Source organism: Ensifer sp. LC11 (genome assembly GCF_001695835.1).
Lineage (GTDB): Bacteria > Pseudomonadota > Alphaproteobacteria > Rhizobiales > Rhizobiaceae > Ensifer.
In genome coordinates, this window is record NZ_MBSO01000018.1 from 58,090 (window position 1) to 78,958 (window position 20,869).

19 protein-coding genes are annotated in these 20,869 nt (G+C 62.8%); 9 read left to right on the plus strand and 10 right to left on the minus strand.

Annotated elements, in window-relative coordinates; all coding sequences use genetic code 11:
* Window positions 1–119: 119 nt before the first annotated feature.
* The gene (locus tag BBX50_RS14435; RefSeq protein ID WP_244513158.1) at window positions 120–938 is read right to left on the minus strand and encodes an IclR family transcriptional regulator; all 819 of its coding nucleotides are present in this window, start codon (window positions 936–938) and stop codon (window positions 120–122) included.
* A 152-nt stretch (window positions 939–1,090) separates the two neighbouring features.
* Between BBX50_RS14435 and BBX50_RS14440 the strand changes: the two genes are divergently transcribed.
* The 5 genes from BBX50_RS14440 (at window position 1,091) to BBX50_RS14460 (ending at window position 6,123) form a co-directional block, all read left to right on the plus strand.
* Window positions 1,091–1,861, plus strand: coding sequence for an SDR family oxidoreductase (locus BBX50_RS14440; protein ID WP_065776020.1), 771 nt, complete (start codon window positions 1,091–1,093; stop codon window positions 1,859–1,861).
* Entirely contained in the window at window positions 1,861–2,781 is a 921-nt protein-coding gene (locus BBX50_RS14445) for a 2-dehydro-3-deoxygalactonokinase (RefSeq protein ID WP_065776021.1), read from the plus strand. The genes BBX50_RS14440 and BBX50_RS14445 overlap by 1 nt, the downstream gene beginning before the upstream one ends.
* Window positions 2,782–2,796: 15 nt before the next feature.
* On the plus strand, window positions 2,797–3,432 hold the full coding sequence (locus tag BBX50_RS14450) for a 2-dehydro-3-deoxy-6-phosphogalactonate aldolase (protein ID WP_065776022.1): 636 nt from the start codon (window positions 2,797–2,799) through the stop codon (window positions 3,430–3,432).
* Window positions 3,432–4,316, plus strand: coding sequence for an SMP-30/gluconolactonase/LRE family protein (locus BBX50_RS14455; protein WP_065776023.1), 885 nt, complete (start codon window positions 3,432–3,434; stop codon window positions 4,314–4,316). The genes BBX50_RS14450 and BBX50_RS14455 overlap by 1 nt, the downstream gene beginning before the upstream one ends.
* Before the next feature lie 82 nt (window positions 4,317–4,398).
* Window positions 4,399–6,123 carry an IlvD/Edd family dehydratase gene (locus tag BBX50_RS14460; RefSeq protein ID WP_065776024.1) on the plus strand — a complete coding sequence of 575 codons (1,725 nt, stop codon included), beginning with the start codon at window positions 4,399–4,401 and terminating at the stop codon, window positions 6,121–6,123.
* Window positions 6,124–6,229: 106 nt separating this feature from the next.
* Here the strand turns inward: BBX50_RS14460 and BBX50_RS14465 are convergent, their stop codons facing one another.
* On the minus strand, window positions 6,230–7,423 hold the full coding sequence (locus BBX50_RS14465; protein WP_065776025.1) for a hypothetical protein: 1,194 nt from the start codon (window positions 7,421–7,423) through the stop codon (window positions 6,230–6,232).
* A gap of 315 nt (window positions 7,424–7,738) precedes the next feature.
* Between BBX50_RS14465 and BBX50_RS14470 the strand changes: the two genes are divergently transcribed.
* The gene (locus BBX50_RS14470) at window positions 7,739–8,368 is read left to right on the plus strand and encodes a PRC-barrel domain-containing protein (RefSeq protein ID WP_065776052.1); all 630 of its coding nucleotides are present in this window, start codon (window positions 7,739–7,741) and stop codon (window positions 8,366–8,368) included.
* A gap of 221 nt (window positions 8,369–8,589) precedes the next feature.
* On the opposite strand, the gene BBX50_RS30275 is transcribed toward BBX50_RS14470, so the two are convergent.
* Window positions 8,590–8,736 carry a hypothetical protein gene (locus BBX50_RS30275; RefSeq protein WP_161490874.1) on the minus strand — a complete coding sequence of 49 codons (147 nt, stop codon included), beginning with the start codon at window positions 8,734–8,736 and terminating at the stop codon, window positions 8,590–8,592.
* The gene (locus tag BBX50_RS14475; RefSeq protein ID WP_065776026.1) at window positions 8,736–10,286 is read right to left on the minus strand and encodes a trimethylamine methyltransferase family protein; all 1,551 of its coding nucleotides are present in this window, start codon (window positions 10,284–10,286) and stop codon (window positions 8,736–8,738) included. The genes BBX50_RS30275 and BBX50_RS14475 overlap by 1 nt, the downstream gene beginning before the upstream one ends.
* A gap of 91 nt (window positions 10,287–10,377) precedes the next feature.
* Between BBX50_RS14475 and BBX50_RS14480 the strand changes: the two genes are divergently transcribed.
* On the plus strand, window positions 10,378–11,316 hold the full coding sequence (locus tag BBX50_RS14480) for a LysR substrate-binding domain-containing protein (protein WP_065776027.1): 939 nt from the start codon (window positions 10,378–10,380) through the stop codon (window positions 11,314–11,316).
* Here BBX50_RS14480 and BBX50_RS14485 read toward each other — a convergent pair.
* A complete protein-coding gene (locus BBX50_RS14485; protein WP_065776053.1) occupies window positions 11,313–12,668 on the minus strand; it encodes an EAL domain-containing protein in 1,356 nt (451 codons plus the stop codon). The two genes, BBX50_RS14480 and BBX50_RS14485, sit on opposite strands and share 4 nt — an antisense overlap.
* Window positions 12,669–12,937: 269 nt before the next feature.
* Entirely contained in the window at window positions 12,938–14,662 is a 1,725-nt protein-coding gene (locus BBX50_RS14490; RefSeq protein ID WP_065776028.1) for a response regulator, read from the minus strand.
* 385 nt (window positions 14,663–15,047) lie between these two features.
* Here BBX50_RS14490 and mutL point away from each other — a divergent pair, with 385 nt between their 5' ends.
* Both mutL and BBX50_RS14500 read left to right on the plus strand, forming a co-directional pair.
* Window positions 15,048–16,856: a DNA mismatch repair endonuclease MutL gene (gene mutL, locus BBX50_RS14495; protein WP_065776029.1), complete on the plus strand. Its 1,809-nt coding sequence runs from the start codon at window positions 15,048–15,050 to the stop codon at window positions 16,854–16,856.
* A gap of 95 nt (window positions 16,857–16,951) precedes the next feature.
* On the plus strand, window positions 16,952–17,185 hold the full coding sequence (locus BBX50_RS14500; RefSeq protein ID WP_065776030.1) for a DUF2093 domain-containing protein: 234 nt from the start codon (window positions 16,952–16,954) through the stop codon (window positions 17,183–17,185).
* 37 nt (window positions 17,186–17,222) lie between these two features.
* On the opposite strand, the gene lpxK is transcribed toward BBX50_RS14500, so the two are convergent.
* The 4 genes from lpxK to BBX50_RS14520 all read right to left on the minus strand — a co-directional run bounded on the left by lpxK (window position 17,223) and on the right by BBX50_RS14520 (window position 20,853).
* Window positions 17,223–18,263 carry a tetraacyldisaccharide 4'-kinase gene (gene lpxK, locus BBX50_RS14505; RefSeq protein ID WP_065776031.1) on the minus strand — a complete coding sequence of 347 codons (1,041 nt, stop codon included), beginning with the start codon at window positions 18,261–18,263 and terminating at the stop codon, window positions 17,223–17,225.
* A 218-nt stretch (window positions 18,264–18,481) separates the two neighbouring features.
* Window positions 18,482–19,186 (minus strand): HAD family hydrolase, encoded by a 705-nt coding sequence (locus tag BBX50_RS14510; RefSeq protein ID WP_065776032.1) that lies wholly within the window; start codon window positions 19,184–19,186, stop codon window positions 18,482–18,484.
* Window positions 19,187–19,211: 25 nt separating this feature from the next.
* Window positions 19,212–20,525, minus strand: a complete 1,314-nt coding sequence (waaA, locus tag BBX50_RS14515; RefSeq protein WP_065776033.1) for a lipid IV(A) 3-deoxy-D-manno-octulosonic acid transferase — start codon at window positions 20,523–20,525, stop codon at window positions 19,212–19,214.
* A 91-nt stretch (window positions 20,526–20,616) separates the two neighbouring features.
* Window positions 20,617–20,853: a DUF4170 domain-containing protein gene (locus tag BBX50_RS14520; RefSeq protein WP_065776034.1), complete on the minus strand. Its 237-nt coding sequence runs from the start codon at window positions 20,851–20,853 to the stop codon at window positions 20,617–20,619.
* Between the last annotated feature and the right edge of the window lie 16 nt (window positions 20,854–20,869).

Here is a 20,869-nt window from a genome sequence, read left to right on the forward strand (position 1 = left end):
ACCAATACCAAAATCAAACCAGACTAAGACCATCCACGAACCTGAGTCTGATATATTAAAAGCTATCGAGCTTGACGCGCCACGTCCAGTCGATGTTTCTAATTTACCGTAAAGTGAATTCAAGGTCCACCGCGCCCGGGACCGAGACGGATCACCGCCTCCTCGCCAATCGCTCTTGCGACCTCCCGAACCGGCGCCGCCCAGGCCGACAATTGCTCCATGGTGACCCGGTAGGCGGGACCGGTCACGGAGATTCCGGCCGCAAGTTCACCACCGGGAATGGAGATCGGTGCCGCAACGCAGCGGATCTCCGCCTCATGCTCCTCGCGATCGAAGGCATGGCCGTCGCGCCGGATCTCCTCGATCTCCGCCAGCAATGTGGCGGCCGACCGGTGCGTATGCGACGTGAATGCGTGAAATTCGGTCCGAGCCAACACACGCTCCAGCTGTGGCTGCCCAAGCAGGGACAGCGCCGCCTTACCTATTCCGGTGCAATAGGCCGGCGACGCCTTGCCGATCTGCGAGCTCATGCGCACCGTCTGGCGGCTCTCCACCTTATCCACATAGACGATCTCCGTTTCGCGCAGGATGCCAAGATGCACGGTCTCGCCGGTCAATTCGTGCAGGCGCTGCAGATGGGGCTCGGCCACGTCGCGAAACCGGTTGGCGGACCAGGAACGATAGGCAAGCGTCAGCAGACGAAGGCCAGGCTCGTAGGAAAGGTCGCGTCGCTGGATCAGCAAGTCCTCCTCGACAAGGTGGCTAAGCAATCGGTGCAGGGTGCCGCGCGGCTGGCCGGACCTGGCAAGAATATCGGTGAAACGCTGCGGGCCATCGGCCGTGACCACCGCCTCCAGCACCGCGATCGCCTTGCCGAGCGTGCCGGTGCCCGCCTCGGTCCGGCTTTCATCCATTGCGCCTGTCGCTTCATTGGTCATCATGGCTCACTCGTCTCCGACAGTCATCGCCGCATCGCGCGCTCGACCTTGACAAGATAGACGCTTCAACGCGATAATTCCATATATTAAAATCAAGTTCCAAATAATGGAACTATACGAGACACCACGCGGCTTTCTGGGGATGCAGGACAATGCCGGTGCCTAGAGCACAGTTTCACGATTTGAGGGACCGCTGTGTGTTGGTTACCGGCGGCGGCTCCGGTATCGGCGCTGCGCTGGTCGAGAGCTTCGCCCATCAAGGCGCACGCGTTGCCTTCGTCGATATCGACGAGCAGGCGAGCGTCGCACTTGCCGAAAGGCTTGGCGAGGAAACCGGTGCCGCACCGCATTTCATTCTCGCCGACCTGCGCAACGTCGAAGCGGTACAAAGAGCCGCAGAGACCGCCGCAGCGTCGCTCGGCGCGATCCATGTGCTCGTCAATAATGCCGCGCGCGACGACCGCGAGGCAATGGAAGCGGTAACGGAAGCAAGCTGGGATGAGAGCCAGGCCGTCAATCTGCGCCATTTCTTCTTCATGAGCCAGGCGGTTGCACCGCATATGCGTCGGGCTGGCGGCGGCTCGATCGTCAATTTCTCGTCGATCGCCTTTCTGCTCAACATGGCCGAGATCCCGGCCTACGCGACCGCCAAGGCCGGAATAGTCGGCCTCACCAAATCGCTCGCCGGCAAGCTCGGCCCCGACAATATCCGCGTCAACGCGATCCTGCCTGGCATGATCGTCACCGAACGGCAGAAACGGCTGTGGCTCAGTGACGAAGCAATTGCCGGCATGCAGGAAAGGCAATGCCTGAAACGCAGCCTGACTGAGGACGACCTCGTCGGCCCCTGCCTGTACCTCGCGTCGGAATGCTCGTTGGGCATGACCGCGCAAACAATGATCATCGATGGAGGCGCACTTTGATGACGGCAGCCTATTATGCCGCAGTCGACTGGGGAACCACGAGTTTCCGGCTGTGGATCATCGGCGAGGATGGCTCGGTGCTCGCCGAACGCCGCAGCGGCGAAGGCATGACCACAGCCAACAAGACCGGCTTCCATGCGATCCTGGAGCGGCATCTTGCCGCCGTCGATGCGCCAAGCCATCTGCCCGCGATCATCTGCGGCATGGCGGGGGCCAAACAGGGGTGGGTCGAGGCCGGCTATCTCGACACCCCGGCGGCGCTTTCCGACATCGCCTCCCACGCCGTTGCCGTTCCGGATCTCGACCGCGATATCCGCATCCTGCCGGGTCTTGCACAACGCGACAAACGGCATCCGGACGTGATGCGCGGCGAGGAAACCCAGTTGCTTGGCGCAGCTGCTGAACTCGGCCGCGGTCGGCACCTCGTTTGCATGCCGGGAACCCACAGCAAGTGGGTTCGGCTCGAAGACGGCGCTGTCAGCGGTTTTGCCACCTTCATGACCGGCGAACTGTTCGATGTGATCTCGAAGCACTCGATCCTCAGCCACTCGATCGCGGACGCGCACATTTTTTCCGGCGATCATCCCGCCTTTGCGGCGGCAGTTGCCGAAGCGCGGACCAATTCGGCGCTTGGAACCAGCTTGCTGTTTGGCGCGCGCGCCGGACAGCTGCTGCATGGGGCAAGTGCCACCGATGCCAAGGCGTTGCTGTCCGGCACGCTGATCGGTCTCGAAATCGCCGGCGCACTGGCAACGGCGGCCGAGACAATCGACAGCATCTGCCTGGTTGCCTCCGGATCACTCGGCACACTCTATCAGGCAGCGCTCGAAAGCCTCGATTGCCCTCTTGCCATCGTCGATGCCGATGCGGCTGTGCGCACCGGTCTGTCGACTGCCGCTCAGGCCATCTGGCCCCTTTGAACGAAAGACACTCCCATGAACCGCATCCCCTTTCCGCCGATGAAATATCCGCTGATCGCAATCCTGCGCGGCCTCAAGCCGGAGGAAACCGAAGGCGTCGTCGGTGCGCTGATCGAGACCGGCTTCTCCGCCATCGAGATCCCGCTGAATTCGCCCGATCCGTTCCGCTCGATCGAGACGGCCGTAAAGATGGCACCCGAGGGCTGCCTCATCGGCGCCGGCACGGTGCTGACCACAGCACAGGTCGAACAGCTCGCCGATGTCGGCGGCCGACTGATGGTGAGCCCGAATGTCGAACCGGTGGTCATCTCGCTTGCGGCAAGCAAGGGCATGGTCACCATGCCCGGGGTGCTGACGCCGACAGAGGCGCTCTCGGCGGCGGCCGCCGGTGCGACCGGTCTCAAATTCTTCCCGGCAAGCGTGCTTGGGCCATCGGGTATCACCGCCATCCGCGCCATCCTGCCGCCGGAACTGGAGATCGCCGCCGTCGGCGGGGTTTCCGATGCGAACTTCGGCGATTACGCCAAGGCCGGCATCCGCAGCTTCGGTCTCGGCTCGAGCCTCTACAAGCCTGGCATGAGCGCTGCCGAAGTCCGCGAGCGCGCGGTCGCAACCGTCAAGGCCTATGACGCCGTCTACGGAGCACGATGATGAGCGATACCATTCCCTTTTCCGGCAGCATCCTTTGCGAGGAGACCTCGCTCCTCGGGGAAGGCCCAACCTATGACCCGGCCACCGGCACCGCCTGGTGGTTCAACATCAAGGGCCAGAAGCTGCACGAGCTGCACCTCGAAAGCGGGCGCAAGACCGTGCATGCCCTGCCCTTCCTCGGCAGCGTGCTGGCCGTCATCGACCCGGCCCGGCAACTGATCGCGACCGACCAGGGGCTGTTTGTCCGCGATACGCGGACCGGTGCATCCAGCCTGCTTGTCACGCTCAAGGACAAGCCCGGCAATCGTTCCAACGACGGCCGCGTCCATGCGTCCGGTTCGCTGTGGATCGGCACCATGGGCCGCAGTGCCGAGAAGGGCGCCGGCGCGATCTATCACGTGGCCGGCACCAAGGTGACGAAACTCTACGACAGCATCACCATTCCCAACAGCATCTGCTTTTCACCTGACGGTAGCGTCGCCTATTTCGTCGATACCGACGTCAACCACCTGATGCGCGTCGACATCGATGCCGAGACGGGGCTGCCGAAGGGTGAACCAAGCCTGCTCGTCGACGGCAGCGGCGAAGCCGGCGGCATCGACGGCTCGGTGTGCGATGCCGATGGCCTGATCTGGAACGCCCGCTGGGGCAGCGGCACGGTCGACGTATACCGCCCTGATGGTGCGCGGATCGCACGCTATGCCGTCCCGACGACGCAACCGAGCTGCACGGCCTTCATCGGACCGAAGGCCGACCGCATGCTGGTGACGTCGGCCTGGCAGGACCTGGACGACGCAACGCGGGCGGCCGACCCGCACGCCGGAAAGACGTTTGAACTCGGCATCACGGTCAAGGGACGCTTCGAGCCGGCATTCCGGCTCTGATGAACGACAGCACTGGCGCAACGCCAAGAAAAAGTCATACAATTAATCCAAGCGATGAATCGCATGGAGAGGGAGTGCTCGCATGAGCGACAAGAAAAAAGAACTGCGCAGCCGCCACTGGTACGGCGGCACCGACAAGGATGGATTTATCCACCGCTCCTGGATGAAGAACCAGGGCTTTCCTGATCACGTCTTCGACGGTCGTCCGATCATCGGTATCTGTAACACCTGGTCGGAGTTGACGCCCTGCAACAGCCACCTGCGCATTCTGGCAGAAGGCGTAAAGCGCGGCGTCTGGGAGGCCGGTGGTTTTCCGGTCGAGTTCCCGGTATCTTCGCTCGGCGAGACGCAGATGCGACCGACGGCAATGCTGTTTCGCAACCTGCTCGCGATGGATGTCGAAGAGGCGATCCGCGCCTATGGCATCGACGGCGTGGTGCTGCTCGGCGGCTGCGACAAGACGACCCCCGGCCAGCTCATGGGGGCGGCCTCCGTCGACCTGCCGACGATCGTTGTTTCCTCCGGCCCGATGCTGAACGGCAAGTGGAAGGGCAAGGACATTGGCTCCGGCACGGACGTCTGGAAATTTTCCGAAGCCGTACGCGCCGGTGATATGAGCATGCAGGAGTTCATGGCCGCCGAAAGCGGCATGTCGCGCTCACCGGGCGTGTGCATGACAATGGGTACCGCCACCACGATGGCCTCGATCGTTGAGGCAATGGGCCTGTCTCTGCCGACCAATGCTGCCCTGCCCGCCGTCGATGCCCGCCGCATGGCGCTGTCGCACATGACGGGCAAACGCATCGTCGAAATGGTGCACGAAGACCTGCGGCTATCGAAGCTGCTGACGAGGAAGAACTTCGAGAACGGCATCATCGCCAATGCCGCCGTCGGCGGTTCGACCAACGCCGTCGTGCACATGCTGGCCATTGCCGGCCGCGCCGGCGTCGACCTCAAGCTTGAAGATTTCGATCGCGTCGGTGGACAGGTGCCCTGCATCGTCAACTGTATGCCATCGGGCAAGTATCTGATCGAAGACCTCGCCTATGCCGGCGGCCTGCCGGCGGTCATGAACCGCATCCAGCACCTGCTGCACGCCGATGCGCCGACGGTCTTCGGCGTACCGATCAGCAAATACTGGGAAGACGCCGAGGTCTACAACGACGACGTCATCCGCCCGCTCGACAATCCGCTTCGGGCTGCCGCAGGCATCCGGGTGCTCAAGGGCAATCTTGCGCCGAACGGCGCCGTCATCAAGCCTTCGGCCGCGAGCGAGCATCTGCTGGTTCACGAGGGCCCCGCCTATGTGTTCGAGACCATCGAGGAGCTGAAGGCAAAGATCGACGACCCGGACCTGCCGGTGACCGAGGATACCATCCTCGTGCTCAAGGGCTGTGGACCGAAGGGCTACCCGGGCATGGCCGAAGTCGGCAACATGCCGATCCCGCGTCGCCTCGTCGAAAAGGGCGTGCGCGACATGGTGCGCGTGTCGGACGCCCGCATGTCGGGTACGGCCTTCGGCACCGTCGTCCTGCACGTCAGCCCGGAATCGAATGCCGGAGGACCGCTTGCGATCGTCAAGACCGGCGACCGCATCCGCCTGGACGCGATGAAGGGTGAACTCAACCTGATGATCAGCGACGAAGAATTCCAGTCGCGCATGGCCGCCTGGCAGGCGCCGCCGCAGAAATGGACGCGCGGCTACTACAAGCTCTATCAGGACACCGTACTGCAAGCTGACAAGGGCGCGGATCTCGACTTCCTCGTCGGCGGCAGCGGCAGCGAGGTCCTGCGCGAAAGCCACTAGAGCATCCGGCTCTCAAGTGGAATCACGAGGCGGAACGACGCTCTAGAATGAAGGTGCGAGAGCGTCCCCTGGTGCGTTCATATGAGCCCACGGCGCTCTGACGGCTTTAAGCCGCCTGCGAGCGCTGATTTTCAGAAAGCTCCGATACCCCGTCGCCTGGCGGGGTATTTTCATTGGGGGTGCCGCCAGCCGCCGCCGAGACGTTTGCCGCCGGAAAGCGCAGCCGGGACCAAGTCTCGACACCATACATCGCAAGGCCGAGAGCGATAAAGAGCTCCTTGTATTCGGTCGGGTCCCAGAGACGCACGAGTTGCCACGCCTGCAGGATGAACAGTTCCTGGATGGCGACGATCAGAATGGCGCCAGCCGTCAGCACAATGAATTCGCGCCAGTGGCCCGCCCTCAGTGCCATATCCGCGATCGCCAGCAGCATGATCACGGTCATGATCACCATCATCTGCGTCGGCAGCATGCTCCAGTTGTCGCTGTTGAAGGCGGCCATCGGGGCGCTTGCCGCAAGCACCAGCACACTCGGCGCGAAGGCGTCGAGCCGACCAAAGCTGATGCCCTTGCGCAGGTACAGCCAGATGAACGGCGCGAGCGTCAAGAGAAGGAAACTGCCGGTATAGTAGAGCAGTTCCGAGAGGCCGGTGGAGATGTTGTGCAGGTTCAACTCCTGCTGCTTGTTGAGGACCAGCAATCCTTCCGGCGTGGCAAAGCCGAAGACGCGCTGCATCCAGGATATCTCCTCCATCCCGATCACGAAGAAGCCGGCGGCCAGAAGAGCTGCAGCACCCGCGGCGATCCAGGCCGAACGCCCCGCCCCGCGGCGGGCGGCGCGCAGCTGGCCGGCGACAACGGCCGCAAAGAACCCGCTGGCGATGAAGATCAGCAGAGCCGACACCCACTCGATCAGGCTGTCTTCGCGTGCCAGAAGGCTGAAGTCGACCGGATCGATGACGAAAACCACCGCCATGAGCGTAGCGAGCGCCCACGTCACGATGCAGATCCCAAGCTCACGGCGCGATGCCAGGCGCAGCACCGGCGCCCCGAGCCCCGCGGCATCGCGGGTAAAGCCCTGGACGGCCGCAAGCGAGAGGCTCAGCGCGATCCAGGCATGCCAGAGATTGTAGAGCTCGACCTGTGGCGCCCGCTCCGAGAAATAGTACACGCCGAAGAGATTGCGCTCGATCGAAACGAGGCCGGCCATCGCCAGAGCCGAAAGCAGGGAGACCGAAAGAAAACGCCGCGGCAGAAACATCGTGAGACCATCCAGAATAACAGGATGAAGAAGCTGCACGCTATTTCCTGCCATTCCCCAAGTATCAATACGAACAATCAAGAATTCATGAACGAGCGGAAGACTATTATAAACTACTAAAATACATATATTGAAGCAGATAGTAAATTTCTCCAGAAAACATAGATCTTCGCCAACACTTTCCCGGAGCGACGCCCCATTGAACGTGGGCACGCCCTTCCCTCTGAATTTTTTGACTGTTTTTTCGGAACCGTTCCTGATTCCGGGCGTTGAGACCGTATCACCGGTGCGGTACCTGGCGGAAAGGGCCAGACCCGCGCCTTGATCGACAACGTCAAGGAAAGGCAGTTTGACATGACCAAGAAACTCGCAACAACCGTCGCGGCGGGCGCGCTTCTCGTAGGCCTCGCTGTCGCCCCGGTGTCTTTCGCGCAGGATGCGACCAAGCCGATGGATCAGCCGCAGACCATGCAGCCGGTTCCAGGTAGCGAAGCGCCTGCCGATCAGGCTCAGACCAAGCCGCCGATCAGCGAGGAAGCGCCGGGTGCTGTCGCCACGTCGGACGCGACCTATCTGACCGAGCAGGCGAGCGACCAGATCGCAGCCAGCACCTATATGGGCCAGACCGTCTACAATGCCGGTGACGAGAGCATCGGCGAGATCAACGACCTGATCATCAAGAAGGATGGCGCCGTTGAGGCGGCTGTGATCGGCGTCGGTGGCTTCCTGGGTATCGGCGAAAAGAACGTTGCGGTCCCGTTTGATCGCATCACGATCGCCGAACAGCCGAACACCGACGACCTGAAACTGACGACAACGGAAACCGCCGACACACTGAAGGCGGCCCCGGAGTTCAAGACAAAGGCGCAGCAGGTGGCCGAGCAGATCGCCAACCAGCCGGTTGACACCTCGACGACCTCTTCGACCACGACGACTGTACCGGCCCAGCCGATGCAGCAAGGTACCGAACAGCCGCAGCAGTAACTTTGGATGACGCAAGTGCGAACGGAACACCGTTTCACACATTTCCGGGAATTGCTCTTAAGCTGTTCAGTACGCCTTCCAACGAGCGGCGGTGCCTGGCACCGCCGCTTTCGCTCCTGCATGTTTCCTTTGACCGCAGCCGATTAAAGGACAAAAACATGCGACAATTCACAGTGCTAAACCGACGTTTGCGCGCCTGATAAGGCGCGTGGCGCTGTCGTTCAGACGAGCATCCCAAAGCGCAAGGCATCATAGATCCCGGCGTGGATGTTGCGGCTGGCAATGGCGTCGCCGATGCGGAACATGTCGAAGCTGGCGTCAGGGTTTCGGAGCGATAGCGGGTCCGCGACGGATCGGGGCCGTTTCATCAGTACCAGGCATCCGCCATGCTCTCCTTGCGGCGTGTGACATAGTCGACCAGCGCCTCGTCGACCGCCACATCCAAAGGCGGCACTTCGTATTCGGCAAGCGTCTTCTTCCAGGCGCGGTTGGCGCGGGTCGCCATGTCCGTCTCGCCCTCTTCGACCCATTTCTCGAAGGGCTCGTTGTCGGAAAGGGCTGAATCCCAGAAGGCGGTCTGGTAGTTGCGCATCGTATGGTCGCAGCCGAGGAAATGGCTGCCGGGCCCAACCTGCAGGAAAGCGTCCATGGCCAGCGTGTTGTCGTCGACGACGACGCCGGCAAGGTAGGAATGCAGCGCGCCGCAAAAGTCCGTGTCCATCACGAACTTCTCGTAGGACATGGCGAGAAGCCCGTCGACGAAACCGGCCGAGTGCAAGATGAAGTTCGCGCCGCAATGGACCGCCGACAACATCGACATCGCGCCTTCCTGCATCGCCTGCGCATCGGGCAGCTTGGAGTTGGAGAAATTGCCGGCACAGCGCAGCGGCAGTCCGAGCCGGCGCGCGAGCTGGCCGACGACCATGCTGCCGATCGCCGGCTCCGGCGTGCCGAAGGTCGGCGAGCCCGAGCGCAGCGACATCGAAGACAGGAAGTTCCCGAAGATGACCGGCGCCCCCTTGCGTTCAAGCTGGGTCAGCGCGCAGCCGGCGAGCGTCTCGGCATAGGATTGGGCAATCGCACCGGCATTCGTGACCGGCCCCATGGCGCCGCCGAGAATGAAGGGCACGATGACCGCCGCCTGGTTCGCCCGCGCATAGGCGCGCAGCGATTTCGTCATCGTCCCGTCCCAGACGAGCGGCGAGTTGACGTTGACATTGCCGAGGATGACGCAGTTGCGGTCGACAAAATCGCGGCCGAAGAGGATGCGCGTCATCTCGATCGAATCTTCCGCCCGCTCTTCCGCCGTGATCGAGCCCATGAAGGCGCGGTCGGAATACTTGATGTGACTATAGACCATGTCGAGGTGGCGCTTGTTGACCGGAACGTCGACCGGCTCGCAGATCGTGCCGCCGGAATGGTGCAGCCAGGGGCTCGACTGCGCCAGCTTGATCAGGTTGCGGAAGTCCTCGATCGTGCCGTAGCGCCGGCCCTTGTCGAGGTCCATGACGAAGGGGGAGCCGTAGGCGGGCGAAAAGACGACGTTGTTGCCGCCGATCTCGACGCTGCGCGCCGGGTTGCGCGCGTGCTGGGTGAACTGCCGCGGCGCCGAGGCGACGATCTCCTTCAGCATGCCGGGCTCGAAGGTCACCCGCACGCCGTCGACCTTGGCGCCGGCCCGCCTCCAATGGTCGAGCACTTCAGGGTCGTCGCGAAATTCGATACCGACTTCGGCCAGGATCCGGTCGGCGACCGCCTCGATCCGAAGCAGGCTTTCCTCGCCGAGAATGTCGTAGGTCGGAATGTTGCGGACAATAAAGGGAACGCCAAGGCTTCGGCCGGAGCCTTCGCGCCGATGCGGCCTTGAACCTCGCGTCCGTCTCGGTGCCGCCTCACCTGCTGCCAATGCCGTATCCATCGCGCATCCTCCCATCACTCAGGATGATGCTATGGGCGAATAATCCCGCTGTAACGCTGGAAAAATTCGAGCCATGCGATAAGCTTGATTTATGGAAAATCTACGCCGCCTGCTTCCCTCCGCCGCAAGCCTCGTCGTCTTCGAGGCCGCCGGTCGCCACCAGAACTTCACCCGCGCCGCCAACGAGCTCGGCATGACCCAGGCCGCGGTCTCCTACGCCATTCGCGGCCTTGAAGAACAGCTGGGCGTGCCGCTGTTTCATCGCGTGCATCGGGCCGTCGAACTGACCGAGGCGGGTGAAAAATTCCATGCTGACGTGTCAGTCGGGCTGTCGCGGATCCAGAAATCGGCCGAAGATATCCGCGCCAAGGGCCGCGAAACCAATGTGACGCTGGCGGCGTCAACCGCTTTTGCCTCGATGTGGATGCTGCCCCGCCTCAACCGCATGCGCGAGGACCTGCCGGAGATCGACCTCAGGATCCAGACCAGCGTGCGCGATCTCGACCTCGAGGAGGAACCGATCCCGCTTGGCATCCGCGGCGGCGACCCCAGCCATTGGCCACGGTATCACGCTGCCCTTTTGGCCGAAGAAGTCATCAATGCCGTCGCGACACCCGCCTATATAGAGCAACATGGGCTGCCGCAGACAGCTGCCGATCTGCCGCGGCACAATCTCATTCACCTCGAAGAGCCGGTTCGGCGCGCCTGTGACTGGACCGAATGGTTTGCGAGCGCCGGCCTTAGCTATCCGAAACAGGCGCGGCGTCTCTCGATCAACGACTATGTGCTGGTGATCCAGGCGGTTTTGGCGGGCGAAGGCGTGGCGCTCGGCTGGGAACACCTGATCTACCCGCAGATCCGCTCCGGAGCCCTGGTTCCGGTCGCCCGACATGTGCTTAAGACGGGGCTGGCCTTCTATGTCGTCTGGCCGCGCTCGCGCGAGCTCAACGCCCAGGCGAAACGGGTGCGTGACTGGCTGCTGGAAGAAGGGCGGCGTGACCGCGCCGCCTTGTCGGAAAGCGAAGCTTAGGCCCGATCAGGCTGCCCCGGAAGGTCGCGATAGCGGTCGGCGAGATAGCGCATCGTCGCCACCGCGTCGGCTGGCTTTCCATAGAAATAGCCCTGCCCCAGGCCGCAGCCGAGCGCCTTCAGCTTCAAGGCCTCGGAAAAATCCTCGATGCCTTCGGCGACGACCTCGAGCTCAAGCCCCTCGCACATCGAGACGATCGCCTTGATGATGTGTTCCGAAGCCCGATCAGCCGAGATTCGCGAGACGAAGGCGCGGTCAATCTTGACCTTGTCGAAGGAGAAGTCCCGCAGCCGGCCAAGGCTCGACTGACCGGTGCCGAAATCATCGAGCGAGACGCGCACGCCGGCGGCGCGCAGTTCCGAGACGATCTTCTGGGCGATATCCGCGTCGGCCATGACTGCCGTCTCGGTGATCTCCAGCTCCAGGCGGCGCGGGTCGAGTCCGATCTGGCTGATAATCGACAGCAGGCGGCGGCTGGTGGCCGGGTCCATGAGCTGCGCCGAAGACAAGTTGAAGGACAGGAAGAGTTCCTTCGGCCAGGAAAGCGCTGCGTGAGCTGCCTTGCGCAACAGGACCTCAGCCAGAGAATCGATGAACCCGCGCTCCTCGGCGAGCGGCACGAAGACGGCCGGAGAGACATAGCCGAGATCGGCATCGCACCAGCGCGCCAGGGCCTCGAAGCCGACGACGGCATCATTGCGCAGGTCGACGATCGGCTGGAAATGCACGTCGACTTCATTGGCAATGATCGCGTTGCGCAACGCCTGTTCCAGCTGCGTGGCGCGCTTCATCTCCTGGGCGATTTCCTGCGAATAGACGGTGATCTGTCCGCGGCCGCGCCGCTTGGAGCGATAGAGCGCCGTGTCGGCGCTTTTCAAGAGGTCGTCGAACACTTCGCCGGCAAAGGGATAGACGGCGAAACCGAAGGAGGCTGAAAGGCGCACATGGCGATCGCCGAGGTCGAAGGGCGCCGACAGCACCTCCTTCAGCATCTGGCCGATCTTCTCGGCGCCCTTGCGCTCGAAGACGAGCGGCAGGACGAAGGCGAATTCATCGTTTTCGGAACGAATGATTGTTGCGCCCTCGGGCGCACAGGCCTGCAGCCGATAGGCCACCTGGCAGAGAATTTCGTCGCCGGCCGCCGGTCCGAACAAATCGTTGATCGGCTTGAAACCATCGATATTGGCAAGGCCGATCGTGAAGGGGGCGGGGTCGCTGGCGCGTTCCTTCGCCAGATCAATGACGGTTTGGCGCAGGCAACGGGCATTGCCGAGCCCCGTCAACGGGTCGATGTCGGCCCTCAGCGCTGGTATCTCGTGGCCGATAGGGTGAAGGGGTGTCTCCGCGATCATCATCGCCGTCCTCCACCGGTTTGCCACGGCGCATGCAAGGAGAGCCTTGCCCCCCGCAAATGCCCATGCCACGGCGCGGACCGGCGGCACCGTTCCGACACGGCCGGGGCTTGGGCAACGAGGAAGGCGCAATGCATACGGATGAGGCTCTACACTTTAGCGGCAATTCGGTGCAGACGATCGCAATCGGCGGTTAACAATCCGATATCGCGCCGCTCCAAGATCTGCCACTGGCCTCCCCAATTCTAGCGAGTTGACACGCCCTTCGCTCAACCTGCCGTGCGTATTGCCTTTACCGGCATGAATTTTCTCAAGACCGCCTCGATCATATCCGGGCTCACCGGCTTCATGATGTGGTCGTCCATGCCCGACGCCTTGCACTGCTGAAGGTCGATTTCCAGCGCCTGGGCGGTGACCCCGATGATCGGCGTTTTCTGTCCCCGCGCCTTTTCGGCCGATCGTATGGCAACGGTTGCGTCAAAGCCGTTCATAACGGGCATCGACACATCCATGAGCACGAGAGAAGGCTGCAATTCGTGCCAGAGTTCGACGGCTTCACGGCCGTTGGCGGCGATCCGGTGCGAAACGCCGAGCCCTTCGAGGATCTGGGTGAAGACGAATTGATTGATCTGGTTGTCCTCGGCAACGAGTACATCGACCTGTGATGCCGGCGGCGGAGGAGCAATCTCCTCGGCCTCGAACGATAGCGACCATTCCGATTGCAGCGGCGCCGCAACGCTCCCGCGCTCTGAGCAGACGCGGAAGACTTCCGTAAGCACGGCAGCACCGTCCTGTTCGGCAGAAACCGGAACGATAGGGCTATCCCGCCAGGTGGAACCGATTTTTTGCCGCTCCGGAAAGGCGGTGTCGAGCAACAGGATATCAAGCTTCAGACCCGCCTCATCGACGGCAAGGCAAAAGGCATCGAGTTCGTTGGCATCGCGAACGGCGCAGGCATCGAGACCTGATCCACGCAGGCGGGTGACAAGCCGCTCTTCCAGCAATCGGTCAGCCGTCGCGAGCAGCACGCGCAGGCCGCGCGCAGGCAAGGTCTCGATCATCGACCCCGCCTCGACAAGTTGTTGGACATTGAGCGCCCGGAACGGATCGTAGAAATTCTGCGCTGCCGCAAAGATACTGTAATCGCGGATCTGCAGGCCGCCCTCCAGTGAAGGCTCCCCGCTGTTTTGATACCAGACAGCGATATCGGTCACGTCGTTCATGCAGCTGACGACGAAATGGCGGCCAGGCATGCCGACGCGATACTTGCGCGTCAGTACCCAGAGATCGCTGCCATCGGCGCGCACGATGTGCTCAGCCTGCGAATGCGGTTTGCCGGTTTCAAGCACCAGGCGATCCGACTGCTCGAAGCGCTCGGCCAACTCGCTTTCGACGAGATCCCAGGCCGAGCGGCCGAGGATGGCATCCTGTGGCTGATCGTGGATCAGGCAGAACGCCTTGTTGACCGCGATGTAGTTGAGGTTTCGGTCCTTGACGCAGATGGGATTGGGTTGGGCGTCGAGAATCTGCTCGGTCAGTTCGACGCGTTCCAGATCCGTCTGCAGTTGTTCGTCGCGCTTCTTCTGATCGGAGACATCGATGATCGAGAGTATGCCCATGCCGCTCGACAGGCGGCGCTTGCGCATCGAAACCCAGCGCGTACGACCGGCACGCTCGATGCTCTCATAGCGCTCGCGCCAATGCAGCGCCATGTGTTCGGCAATCCACTCCTCACGATTGGTACGCCGCCGGCTGCTTTCCGGAACGGTGCCCGGGCGAACGCCGGTGTCGTACACGGCGCCAAGAAAATCCCTGAGCCGCGTGCCGGGCATCAGGATTTCCGAGGGAACCGGGAAATACTGCAGCATCGTGCGGCTGGCGAAAAGAATCGTATCGTCCCGGCTGCAGACAAGCATAGCGATGCCGAGTGCGTCGCAACTCGACTCAAGAATGACCCTGTTGATGTCCGCGCCGTTCGACGCCCCATCGTTCATCGCACTGTCCTCACTCGCCTACTGCATGTTTGTTTCAATCGTCTCCGATTTGAGGATGAAACATGCAGCCAATCAAAGTGCTACAGCGTGCGTAGCGCGTCCGGTAAGACACGCGACGCTGTAGCGGCGGTTTCATTTCGGGACATGCTGGGATGGCCTTGGCAGGCGTCTCTTCGAGCGGAGGGAGTACGGCGTCCAGCTACGTCGCAATGCTCAAAAGACAAAACCCGTGATCATTCAGGTTGTTGTGGAAAATCGCAGCAGAGTGTTAAGGGCCGATTAAACCCTCGCTCATTTTTCCGGCGCAGCAGCCAGAAGACAGAGAGGCCGGGGACGACACGTCATCCCCCCTTCCGTTTCCCAAGCGAATCCCGGAAAATAGGGCATGGCCATCAAGCAGCTTTCAGAGACACTCATCAACCAGATCGCCGCCGGCGAAGTGATCGAACGCCCCGCCAGCGCCGCCAAGGAGCTGATCGAGAACGCGCTCGACGCCGGTGCGACCCGTATAGAGATCGCGACCGCCGGCGGCGGCAAGACGCTGCTGCGCGTGACCGACAACGGCTCGGGCATGACGCCGCTTGACCTCGAGCTGGCCGTACGCAGGCACTGCACATCGAAGCTCGACGACAGCCTCTTCGACATCCGCACGCTCGGCTTCCGCGGCGAGGCGCTACCCTCGATCGGCTCGGTCGCCCGGCTGTCGATCACGACGCGGACGGCCGGGGCCGGCGAAGGCGCTGTCATCGCGGTTACCGGCGGCAAGACCGACCCGGTCCGCCCGTCGCCAGCCAACACCGGCACCGTCGTCGAGGTCCGCGATCTCTTCTTTGCGACGCCTGCGCGTCTCAAATTCATGAAGACCGAGAAGGCCGAAGCGGCAGCGATCTCGGAAGTCGTGCGCCGCATGGCGATCGCGTTCCCGGCGGTTCGCTTCGTACTTTCCGGCAGCGACCGCTCCACGCTTGAGTTCCCGGCCACCGGCGAGGATCGCCTGGCGCGCATGGCTCAGGTGCTCGGCAAAGACTTTCGCGACAACGCCATCGAGATCGATGCGGCGCGCGAAGACGTTGAACTCACCGGCTTTGCCGGTGTGCCGACCTACAATCGCGGCAATTCGCTGCAGCAATATGTCTTCGTCAACGGGCGTCCCGTGCAGGACAAGGTCTTGCTATCGGCGATCCGCGCCGCCTATTCCGAAACGATCCCGAGCGGGCGCTACCCGGTGGCGGTGCTGTCGATCACACTCGACCCGGCCCTCGTCGACGTCAACGTGCATCCGGCCAAATCCGACGTGCGCTTCCGCGACCCCGGCCTCATCCGCGGGCTGATCATCGGCGCGATCCGCGAGGCACTGACGCGGGAAGGCGACCGCGCCGCGACGACCGGCGCGCGCGGCATGATGCAGGCCTTTCGCTCCGGCAGTTATCGCCCGCAGCCCTGGACTGCCGAGACATCCCCTTCCCGGCCGACGCAATTCGACGCGATGCTGCGGGGCCTCGAGGAAACGCCGCAGGCAAGCTTCGCGGCCTTTTCGGCGCCCTCGGCGCGCACCGCCACCCCGCTCGAGCGGGAAGCGCCCGTCGCAGCACCGGAGGCACCGGCGCCGCAGTCCTTCCCGCTGGGCGCGGTCAGGGCACAGCTCCACGAAAACTATATCGTCGCCCAAACCAATGACGGCCTGGTCATCGTCGATCAACACGCGGCGCACGAACGGTTGGTCTTCGAGGCCATGCGCACCGCGCTGCATTCGCGACCGGTCGCCGCCCAGGCACTGCTGATCCCGGAAATCGTCGATCTTGCCGAGGATGATTGCGACCGGCTGATTGCACACGCTGCGGAGTTTTCTCGCCTCGGCCTCGCCATCGAACGTTTCGGCCCGGGCGCGATCGCGGTGCGCGAAACGCCGGCCATGCTCGGCGAAATGGACGCCGTCGGCCTTGTGCGCCAGCTTGCCGACGAGCTTGCCGAATGGGATACGGCAAACGGACTGACGAGCCGGCTCGAATATCTGGCCGCGACGATGGCCTGCCATGGCTCGGTTCGTTCCGGCCGCCGCATGCGCACCGAGGAAATGAACGCGCTGCTCAGGCAGATGGAGGCAACGCCCGGCTCCGGCCAATGCAATCACGGCCGGCCGACCTATATCGAACTCAAGCTTTCCGACATCGAGCGGCTGTTCGGCAGAAGCTGATCGGATCCGACCGCATGAAATGCGGCTGGCATTTTGCGCGGTCGCAAGCTAGACCAGAGAGACACGCAAAAGGACGACGGAAGTAGGCGCCGAGCATGATGAACCGGTTTGAAGGAAACACATCGCGCGAAGCGAAGATCCGTTATCTCGACGGCGACTTCCAGATCGTGCTTGCCGGCTCGCATGTGGTCTGTGCGATGACCGGCAAGACCATTCCTGTCGACGAGTTGCGCTATTGGAGTGTTGCGCGACAGGAGGCCTACATCGATGCGGAAGCCTCGCTGGAAGCGGAAAAACGCGCCGGCGCGCTGCCGAACCAGCGTCGCTAGGCTCAGCCCGGTTTCCTTTCCCTCGCCGATGGAGTGATTACTTGCCCGCGCCCTCGCGCAGCTTGCGACCACGCGCGACGGCAAGTGCCGTCTCGATAATTTTCTTGGGCGCCGTCGGGTCATCGAAGCGTATGTCGATTTCGATCACCCTGCTTGCCGAGGCAAGCTCCGCTGCGCGTCCATGGCCGGGTTCCAGGCGAACCATGTCCTTGGCCGTGGTGACCAGCGTGCACCCCAGGGCGGATGCTCGATCGAGCAGGTCGCCGATCTCGTCGTCGGAAAAATGATGATGGTCGGGAAAGCTGCGGGTTTCCTCGATCACGGCGCCGGTCTCGCGCACGGTGCGATAGAACTTCTCGGGATCGGCGATACCGGCCCAGGCAAGAACCTTGACACCCCTCAACGATCCGTCGTCCCGTCTCACGACATCCGCCTCGTAGATCTGCTTGCCGGCCCGCGCGGCCCGGCGGATCAAGGCGTCGGCTTCGACGCCGCCGCCGATCTTGAGCAACGCCGTGGCGTGACGCAGCTGGTTGGCAAGCGGCGCGCGCACCGGGCCCGCCGGCACCAGATAGCCGTTGCCGATGCCACGGCGCGAATCGATCACCAGCAGCGCAAAATCAAAAGCAAGCCGCGCACTCTGGAAGCCGTCGTCCATGAGGATGATGTCGACGCCTTCCTTGACCAGACGGCGGGCGCCATCGACGCGGCGGCGACAGACCACCGTCAGCGCCTCGCGCGCGAGAAGCAGCGGTTCATCGCCGACATCGCGGGCCCGGTGATGCTCGATATCCACGACCGTCGTCACGTCGAGCGAGCCGCCGTAACCACGGCTTAGGAAGCCTGGCTTCAACCCCTTCTGGCGGATGGCGCGGGCAAGCGCGATTGCGGTCGGCGTCTTGCCGGCGCCGCCGACAGTGAAGTTGCCGATGCAGATGACCGGTACGGGAACCGATGCCCGGTGGGCGCGATCCATGCGCATGCCGGCAATGCGTCCGTAGACCCATGAAAATGGCCACAACGCACGAGCACGCCAATCCGCCTTGGTCCACCAGAATGGCGGCGCTTCCGATACCATCTTCCTTCCGTGGCCTCCCGGCCGCTAAAGTCCTTCCTCTCCGGGAGGGACGGTTGCTTGCGGACGCCGAGGTGAACCCGGCGAACCGCCACAAAAAACGTCAGAACGCGAAAAAACGCAAGCTATGGATGCGGTTGCAGCCTTGGCAGACACGTCTATCGGCCGCTGCACCGCGCAGCTATGGAGGGAGGACAGGGGTACCCGTGCCCAGATTTGCCCTAGAGGACAGCCTCAAGCTCGGTGATGTCGGCAAGGCAATGGTCGGAGGCGGCGGCAAGCGACTGGCGCGAACCGGTTCCGGTCAGCACCGCGACCGTCATGCCGACGCCGGCGCTGCGCCCCATGTGCATATCGTGGTTGTTGTCGCCGACGACGACGACCTGGCGCGGTTCAAGCCCGGTGGCGGCACAAAAGCCGAGCACCATGCCCGGCTCCGGCTTGACGCCATAGCCGCTGTCATAGCCTGCCACATAGTGCAGGTAGCCATCAAAGCCGAAACGCCTTGCGGTCTCGCGGATCGATTTTTCATTGTCGCTGGAGGCAACGCCGAGACGATAGCCCTTGGCATGCAGCCCTGCGAAAAAGGCGCCGAGATCGGTGACGGGCACCGCATACTCCGCCGAGCGCGCAAAAAGGCCGTCCAATAGCGTCGTCAGCTCGGCGACGGTGAACGGCGCGCCCGCGCCAACAAAGCCAGTCGCGATCTCGACCGTGTTGCCGGCGGCAAGCAGGCTATCAGGCAGAACATGGCCGCTGTCGGCATCCATGCCGCCGGCTTTCAGCAGCGCTCGGGCCAGGGTCTCATCACCCCTCGCCGCGATCCGCGCCAGCTCGTAGTTCACCGGCACCCAGCTTTTGGCGTAGTCGAGCAGGGTTCCGTCCTTGTCGAACAGAATACCGGCGATGGCTTTGGCTGCGGTCATGGATGGGCTTTCGCTTCCTGCTGTGTCAGCTTTCGGTCGGCGGATTGAGGCGTGCCTTGACGATCAGCGGATTGATATAGGGCTCAAGCCCCTTCATCGTCGCCGATAGCGCGCCGCGCATCTCTTGCACGGTTTCAAGGCCGGCATCGATCATCGAGCGACGCATGTCGTCGTTGGCGAGCAGATAGTTGACGCCCTTGGCCAGCATCTCGACATCGCGCACGATCTTGGCGCTGCCGTTTTTCGCAAGCGTCTGATAGGTCTCGCGGAAATTCTGGACGTTGCCGCCAGACAGGACCGCGCAGCCGAGCATCGCCGGCTCCAGCGGGTTCTGGCCGCCTTCGGCAAACAGCGAACGGCCGACAAAGGCGACTTCCGTCAGGCGAAGATAGAGACCCATTTCGCCGATCGTGTCGCCGAGGAAGATATCGACATCCGGCGTCAGCGGATCGCGCCGCGTACGGCGCGCGACCTTCAGTCCCTTTGCCGTCAGCGCGGCTTCGATGGCATCGCTGCGGTCCGGATGTCGCGGCACGATGATCGTCAGAAGGCCGGTGCGTTCCTTCAGCGCGCGGTGCACGACGCCGGCGGCATTCTCTTCGCCTTCGAAGGTCGAGATCGCCGCCCAGGTCTTGCGTGTACCAATCTGCTGGCGATACTCCCGAAGCGCCTGCGGATCATGCGGCGGTGCATCGGTATCGACCTTGAGGTTACCCGAGACCATCACCGGCAGGGCGCCGAGCGTGCGAAAGCGTTCCGCGTCGACATCGGACTGGGCGATGACCAGCGCCAGGTTCTCAAACAGAGCGTCGGCGAGCGCCGGTCGCCGCTTCCAGCGGGCGAAGGTCCGATCGGACAGGCGGCCATTCACCAGAACCTGTGGAATGTGGCGACGGCCGAGCTCCAGGATCGTCATCGGCCAGATTTCGGACTCGGCGATGATTGCCAGATCCGGCTCCCAGTAGCTCAGGAAGCGGCTGACAGCCGGCTTGAAATCGAGCGGGACGTATTGGTGGATAACGGTTGTCCCGAGACGCTCGGCAACGACGCGCGCCGATGTCATCGTTCCCGTGGTCAGGACGACGTGGATGCCGCGTCTGCGGATTTCCTTGATCAGCGGGATGACCGCATTCGTCTCGCCGACGCTTGCAGCGTGGAACCAGACGAGCGGCCCCTGAGGCCGCGGTGCGCTGGCATGACCATAACGCTCACGGCGGCGGGCCGGGTCCTCCTTGCCCTTCGCGGCGCGGATGGCAAGGTAGGACCAGACCAATGGGTAGATAGCCGAGCCGATCCAGCGGTAGCTGGAGAGCGCCAGACGCGCGCGAAAGCTGCTCATGACGAGACACCTTGCCCAGCCATCCCGGCCCAGGGAAACTCAAGGGGGACCGACGCGCGGGTATGCGCCGCGCATCCCGACCGCACTGGCATCAGCCGTTTTCCGGATCGAGCAGACGGTGCATGTGGACGATGAAGTAACGCATATGTGCGTTATCGACGGTCATCTGCGCCTTGGATTTCCAGGCAGAAAGGGCGCTTTCGTAGTCCGGGTAAATGCCGACGATATCGAGCTTGTCCAGATCGCGGAAATGCACATCCGTCAGCGTGGTGAGTTCGCCGCCGAAGACGAGATGCAGACGTTGTTTTTTCTCGGTGTCGTGAGCCATCGGAATTCCACTTTTT